At 53.4% G+C, this 6,466-nt stretch carries 8 protein-coding genes; 4 read left to right on the top strand and 4 right to left on the bottom strand.

Going from position 1 to position 6,466, the window contains the following annotated elements:
• From Q7T06_RS11560 to Q7T06_RS11575, 4 genes are all read right to left on the bottom strand, one after another.
• Nucleotides 1-598: FAD-binding protein (locus Q7T06_RS11560; protein WP_304784801.1), on the bottom strand; the 598-nt coding region annotated here is incomplete at its 3' end.
• 360 nt (nucleotides 599-958) lie between these two features.
• Nucleotides 959-1,687 (bottom strand): GntR family transcriptional regulator, encoded by a 729-nt coding sequence (locus Q7T06_RS11565; protein WP_304784803.1) that lies wholly within the window; start codon nucleotides 1,685-1,687, stop codon nucleotides 959-961.
• A gap of 73 nt (nucleotides 1,688-1,760) precedes the next feature.
• The gene (locus tag Q7T06_RS11570) at nucleotides 1,761-2,003 is read right to left on the bottom strand and encodes a hypothetical protein (RefSeq protein ID WP_304784805.1); all 243 of its coding nucleotides are present in this window, start codon (nucleotides 2,001-2,003) and stop codon (nucleotides 1,761-1,763) included.
• 272 nt (nucleotides 2,004-2,275) lie between these two features.
• Nucleotides 2,276-2,701 carry a universal stress protein gene (locus Q7T06_RS11575; protein WP_304784807.1) on the bottom strand — a complete coding sequence of 142 codons (426 nt, stop codon included), beginning with the start codon at nucleotides 2,699-2,701 and terminating at the stop codon, nucleotides 2,276-2,278.
• 296 nt (nucleotides 2,702-2,997) lie between these two features.
• Between Q7T06_RS11575 and Q7T06_RS11580 the strand changes: the two genes are divergently transcribed.
• From Q7T06_RS11580 to Q7T06_RS11595, 4 genes are all read left to right on the top strand, one after another.
• Complete coding sequence (locus tag Q7T06_RS11580; RefSeq protein ID WP_304784809.1) at nucleotides 2,998-3,441, top strand: universal stress protein; 444 nt, start codon at nucleotides 2,998-3,000, stop codon at nucleotides 3,439-3,441.
• Nucleotides 3,442-3,735: 294 nt separating this feature from the next.
• Nucleotides 3,736-4,062: a hypothetical protein gene (locus Q7T06_RS11585; protein WP_304784811.1), complete on the top strand. Its 327-nt coding sequence runs from the start codon at nucleotides 3,736-3,738 to the stop codon at nucleotides 4,060-4,062.
• A 32-nt stretch (nucleotides 4,063-4,094) separates the two neighbouring features.
• Complete coding sequence (gene miaB, locus Q7T06_RS11590; RefSeq protein WP_304784813.1) at nucleotides 4,095-5,447, top strand: tRNA (N6-isopentenyl adenosine(37)-C2)-methylthiotransferase MiaB; 1,353 nt, start codon at nucleotides 4,095-4,097, stop codon at nucleotides 5,445-5,447.
• Nucleotides 5,448-5,480: 33 nt separating this feature from the next.
• Nucleotides 5,481-6,466 (top strand): PhoH family protein (locus tag Q7T06_RS11595; RefSeq protein WP_304784816.1); only part of this gene is annotated, 986 nt, incomplete at its 3' end.

Below are 6,466 nucleotides of genomic sequence, written 5' to 3' on the forward strand. Positions count from 1 at the left end.
GGCGGCCGGCGGCGCCTGTGCACAGTACAACCGACTTTGCCTTGATCACATAGAAATCTGCGGTACGGCAATCGAAGCCCATGACGCCGGCAATTTCACCACCAGCACCGGTAATCAGGCGCGTGGCAACCACGCGATTGGTGATATCGACACGCGCCCGCTTCAGTTGTCTGTATAAAACCTTTTTCATGTGATGCCCTTCCGGCATCGGCAGCACGTAACTGCCAAGGTGATGGACCTTGCGCACGGCGAAATCGCCGGTCTCGTCTTTCTCGAATTTCACACCCCAGCGATCCAGCTCTTCTATCATCGCGAAGCTGTTGGACGCATACGCATACACACCCTTCTGATCCACGATGCCATCATTGGCAATGGTAATTTCCTTGGTGTACTGTTCCGGCGTCGCATGCCCGGGGATCACAGCATTATTCAGGCCATCCATGCCCATGGAAATCGCACCACTGCGTTTGACGTTTGCTTTTTCCAGTACCAAGACCCGCAATTTCGGATTTTTTTCCTTGGCTTTCACCGCTGCCATAGGGCCGCCTGTGCCGCCGCCAACGATCACAAGGTCGTACTCCAATTCGATGGTTTTCATCTTTGCCTTTCAAGTAGGTACTGGGAAACAAAATCAACGCACAGGAATTGGAAGTTGCCGAGCAAACAACCATCCACTGAGGCCGCCAATATTTGCGATATCTGGTATGACAACAACTCATCATGACTCGTCATAACTAGTTGAGCAAAACGTGTGCCAGCCGTTTGAATGGTTGATGCGGGGGTTTTTGCTACGTAACAGCGCGAAAGCGCTTCAGGACGGGAGGGTAATGCGGATCATTATGGTGAAGCTAACCAAAACAGGGTCCCAACTTAGTGAGATCGAATGGTCCGATAAGCGCTTAACTCTGCCTTAAAATCAGCCAAGGGCAGTCAAATGATTTCCATTCTTATTTGCAGCCTATCTTAGAACTTTTAATTTGTATTTGAAGCTCTCTGCCCGGTAATGAATATATTCAAATACCAGTGGCTTGTTTTCGCTGGCGTAGGTCAGGCGCTCGATCCGCAGAATCGGAGAATTCGGCGCAACATGCAGGCGCGTAGCAATCTCCGCACTAGCCGAAGTCGCATCAATTTCCACATCGGCAGAATGCAGAGGCTGCCCGAGCTCATTCTCCAGCAATGAAAACAGATCCTTATCCTTGAGATTTTTCTCCGACAAAAGCGAACCGACTTCATGCCGCACCCACGAGTAATCAATCGAAATAGGCTCACGGTTCAGATAACGCACGCGTCGAATCTCTGTCACCTTGGCATCAAGCTCCAGTCCCAGCTTGACACAGACGATGGCGGTTCCAGATACAGTGCTTAAGCCGAATACTTCTGAAAAAGTCTCATGGCCGAGAGTACGCATCGCTTCGCCAAATCCCTGCAGATGCGTCAATTCCTGCGATACATTTGGCATGGCGACAAAGGTGCCCTTGCCGTGCACCTTGAATAGTAACCCTTCCTTTTGCAGATCATTCATCGCCTGGCGCACAGTAATGCGACTGACGCCGAAGGCAGTGATCATCTCGCTCTCGGACGGCAATCTCTGATGCGCAACATAGGTGCCATCAATAATCTTGGCCCTTAGAGCTTCTTTAATCTGTGTATAAAGAGGTATTGTCGAAGATTGAGGAAGCTGCATTTTTTGACCGCCAGGTAGCACAGGATATTCGTCCCTATTATAGAGATATAGGCCTTACCTTTTTATGGAATTTTTATAGCTCGCGCAAAAGATCCTTATTTGATTTGCTCTCAGAATTTCTCCCCCACTCGCCAATTGCTTCGCTTTCTATTGTCTGCGAAGACATTAGCCAGTCGTAAGCCAGCAATGTATGTCTGTTCAATGCCCGCAATTTGGCCAATAGCGCTCCCTGCATTGGGGCCACCGCGGCGCAGCAGATCGCCCATGCCATCTGCTGCGACACGCCTGCCTGCGTGACAAGTTCCTGAGCGCCCATCTCTACCTTGGGTAGTTCGAGCGTGACCGGAAAATGCTTACTGCGGAGCCGAGCGGACCATTAATTGTTGAGTTTGAAGTGAAGCCCTCTGGCTGGACCAAGTAGCAAGATGAAGTGATACGCTTGCCGAGCCTTCATAAGACTGGAGACGGCGTTTCAAGTCCACCGCCCCCACCAAGAACATGTTCAGAAGATACAAAAACCCGCGTTTCTCTCACGAGAGCGCGGGTTTTTTGTTGTCCTGCCTGCTTAATAGCAGGCAGCGGCAAGCATCAACGCACCAGCAATACCGGCACCGAAGAGGTGGCAAGTACTCTGGTTGCAATCGATCCCATGATCAACTGCTTGATGGCGCCATGACCGTGCGAACCCATGACGACCAAGTCTATCTTGTGCTTTTTAACGTAGGCTTGAATTTCTTCCGATACTTCGCCGACTGCATAGCTGCTTTTGAATGTCAGCTGATGCTTTTGCAACAGCTTTTCAGCCGGCGCCAAAGCAGCTTCGGATTCTTCCTTGTAGTAGCTTTCCAGCACTGCATGACCGACCAATGAACGGGCGAGACCGTCGGAAATTGGCGCTTTCACGTGGAAAACGTGCAGTTCAGGACCTTCCTTGAACCAGTTGAAATGCGAGACCAGGTAGTCAACAGCTTTCGTCGTGTATGAGGAACCATCAGCGGCGAGTAGAATTTTCATGTTCATCCTTGCAGGTTTTGTTGTTAATAAGCGCACATGATTTCGACAAACAGTGCATGAAATCATTATGATTGATTCACACTCAAGGCAATTGATCCAGGTCAATTTGCCTTGAGCCGGGAATTTCGGATATTACCATCAAGAATATCATTTGCCAGCAGGGAAATTCACCAACGCTGCAATATGGCGCAATTGCACCTATGATGCTGTTTTTTGATCTGGATCAGTAGTGTCGGCAAATTCAGCATATATCTTTACTGCATAACTGTAGCGGTTTCCAACCACCGGAGAAAACCATGTTCAAGAAAGTCCTCGTACCGACCGACGGCTCCCCGCTTTCGGAAAAAGCGATAGCTGCTGCAATAGAATTTACCAAGACCATGGGCGGCTCGCTGGTCGTGCTTTCCGTGGCCGAACCCTTTGTCTATTCTGCGCTGGTGGAAGGTGCAGGGGTCATTCCGATGGATTCGACCGAATACGACGAAAAAGCGCAGCAACTCGCGCAAAACAATGTCGACAAAGTGGCCGCGCAGGCAAAATCCATAGGCGTGACATGCAAGACCGAGGTCGCCCTGTCCTTCAATCCATATGAAGAAATCGTGCGGGTCGCCAAGCAATCCGGCTGCGATGTGATTTTCATGGCATCGCACGGCCGTAAAGGTTTGAACAAACTCTTTGTCGGCAGCGAAACGCAAAAGGTATTGGCGCATTCAACGATCCCTGTTCTGGTCTTCCGTTAAAAGCACAACAGGAGCAAACAAATGAATGGCGCAGCACGCGCCATTCATTACATTTCCGGCTGCCGCAGCCCTGTCCTGCCAGCCGTCCTGTGCCGTCGCCCGACAGCGCCGCCATGCTATGATGACGCTTCCATAAGCGCTGGGTATGAGTTGACACGGATGTGCATCAACTTCCGGCCTGCTCAAGCTCTGCCTTATAAGTAAAATCCTGACATGTACCCGGTAACAACCAGCCCGGATGCATGCCATTCTGTCGTGTCGCCACATCTCTTACATCCATAACGGAAGCCTGCCATGCGGATAGGAACTTTGCTGATCAGTTGTGCACTTGCTCTCGCAACATTGTCTGCGCATGCCTTCGAGCGCCCCTTCCCGCCCAAGACCAAGCGCGGCGTGATGACGCCGGCGATTTATCCCGCCGTCATCATCAATGACAAAACACGCACCTTGTCTGCCGGCGCGCGCATCTGGAACCAGGACAATATGATAGAGATGCCGGCATCTTTGCGTGGCAGCGGATTTATCGTGCATTACACCGAAGATCCGGGCGGCGACATTGACCGCATATGGATATTGACCACAGACGAAATCGCGCAGCCTGCGCCCAAGCCGCTGCCCTGATAGTCACCACTCACTTTTAATCAAGTTATTTCATGCAGAAAAAGATATACATCAAGACCTTCGGTTGCCAGATGAACGAGTATGACTCGGACAAGATGGCTGACGTGCTCAATGCGTCCGACGGCTTGATCAAGACCGACAGGCCGGAAGATGCGGACGTGATCCTGCTCAACACCTGCTCGGTACGCGAAAAGGCACAGGAAAAAGTGTTTTCCGATCTGGGCCGCTTGCGCGAATTGAAATTGCTCAAGCCCGACCTGATGATAGGCGTCGGCGGTTGCGTGGCGTCGCAGGAAGGCGATGCGATCGTCAAGCGCGCGCCCTATGTCGATCTGGTATTCGGCCCGCAAACCCTGCACCGCCTGCCAGAGATGTTGAAGCAACGCCGCTCCACCGGCCGTTCACAAGTCGACATCAGCTTCCCGGAAATCGAAAAATTCGATCACATGCCGCCGGCCAAGGTCGACGGCGCAGCCGCCTTCGTCTCCATCATGGAAGGTTGCAGCAAGTACTGCAGTTATTGCGTCGTACCTTACACGCGCGGCGAAGAAGTCTCGCGCCACTTTGACGACGTGCTGGCCGAAGTGGCCGGACTGGAAGCACAGGGCGTGAAGGAAATCACGCTGCTGGGGCAGAACGTCAACGCCTACCGCGGCAAGATGAGCCGCGATGCAGCCGATGACGAGATCGCCGATTTTTCCTTGTTGATCGAGTACATCGCCGAGATGGAGGGGATAGAACGCATACGCTTCGTCACCAGCCACCCGAAGGAATTCACGCAGCGCCTGATCGATACCTATGCCAAGGTGCCCAAGCTGGTCGATCATCTGTATTTGCCGGCGCAGCATGGCTCGGATCGCATCCTGGCAGCGATGAAGCGCGGTTACACCTCGCTCGAATACAAATCGATACTGCGCCGCCTGCGTGAAGTACGGCCGAACATTTCGATTTCATCCGATTTCATCGTCGGCTTCCCGGGCGAAACAGAGGCGGATTTTGAAGCGATGATGAAGCTGATAGATGATGTCGGTTACGACAACAGTTTCAGCTTCATTTTCAGCCCGCGCCCGGGCACACCGGCCGCGAATCTGGAAGATGACACGCCGCATGAAGTCAAACTCAAGCGCCTGCAACGCCTGCAGGCAGTGATCGACCAGAATACGCGCCGCTACAGCGATGCAATGGTCGGCACCGTGCAGCGCATACTGGTCGAAGGCCCATCGAAAAAAGATGCAGATGAATTGCAGGGCCGCACAGAAAACAACCGCGTCGTCAATTTTGCCGCCGGTGCGCAAGCCGCAAGACTGATCGGCCAGATGGTCGACGTCAACATCACGCAATCGCATGCCTATACCTTGCGCGGCGAACTCATCACGAAACAGTAAGCCTCACCCTACCGCGCAAGCTAGCGAGAACAATTGAAAACCAAAACTGTCGTCCAACCGCTGTACTTCACTCCCGAACCGCTGGATAACAAACGGCTCGCGCATCTGTGCGGCCCAATGGATGAAAACCTGCGGCAGATTTCCGCCGCCCTCGACGTGACGATATTCCGTCGCGGCGAAAAATTCATCGTCGGCGGCGGCAATGGCGCCCGCGCGATTGAAATCCTCGACCAGTTTTATCAGCAGGCTGACAAGGTCGTGCCGCTGGAAGAAGTGCAACTGGCATTGGTCGAGCAACGCGCATCACTGGCCGAGCCCGAGCTGCTGGTGCCGGCCGCCAAAAAACCGGCTGGCAAAAAAGCTGTTGAGTCAGTCACCGATGCGCCCATCCTGAAAACCCGCCGCCACGATTTGCGCGGCCGCACGCCGCATCAGCTGCAATACCTGAAGGCGATCATGGACCACGACATCACGTTCGGCGTCGGTCCTGCCGGCACCGGCAAGACGTATCTGGCCGTAGCCTGCGCCGTCGATGCGCTGGAGCGCGATGCAGTCAAGCGCATCATCCTGACGCGTCCCGCAGTCGAAGCCGGCGAACGCCTGGGTTTCCTGCCCGGCGATCTGTCACAGAAGATAGACCCGTATCTGCGTCCTCTGTACGACGCGCTGTATGACTTGCTCGGCTACGACCGCACGCAAAAAATGTTTGAAAAACAGGCGATAGAAATTGCGCCGCTGGCCTATATGCGGGGCCGCACCCTGAACCATGCTTTCGTCATCCTCGATGAAGCGCAAAACACGACGCCGGAACAGATGAAAATGTTTTTGACGCGCATAGGTTTCGGCAGCAAGGCCGTCATCACCGGCGACATTACGCAAATCGATTTGCAGCCCAGCCAGAAGAGCGGCTTGGTCGAAGCGATTGAAGTGCTGGAAAATGTGCGCGGCCTGGCTTTCACGCGCTTCAGCAGCGCCGACGTAGTGCGTCATCCATTGGTGGCGCGCATCGTCGATGCCTA

The organism is Herminiimonas sp., assembly GCF_030645555.1.
GTDB lineage: Bacteria > Pseudomonadota > Gammaproteobacteria > Burkholderiales > Burkholderiaceae_D > Oxalicibacterium.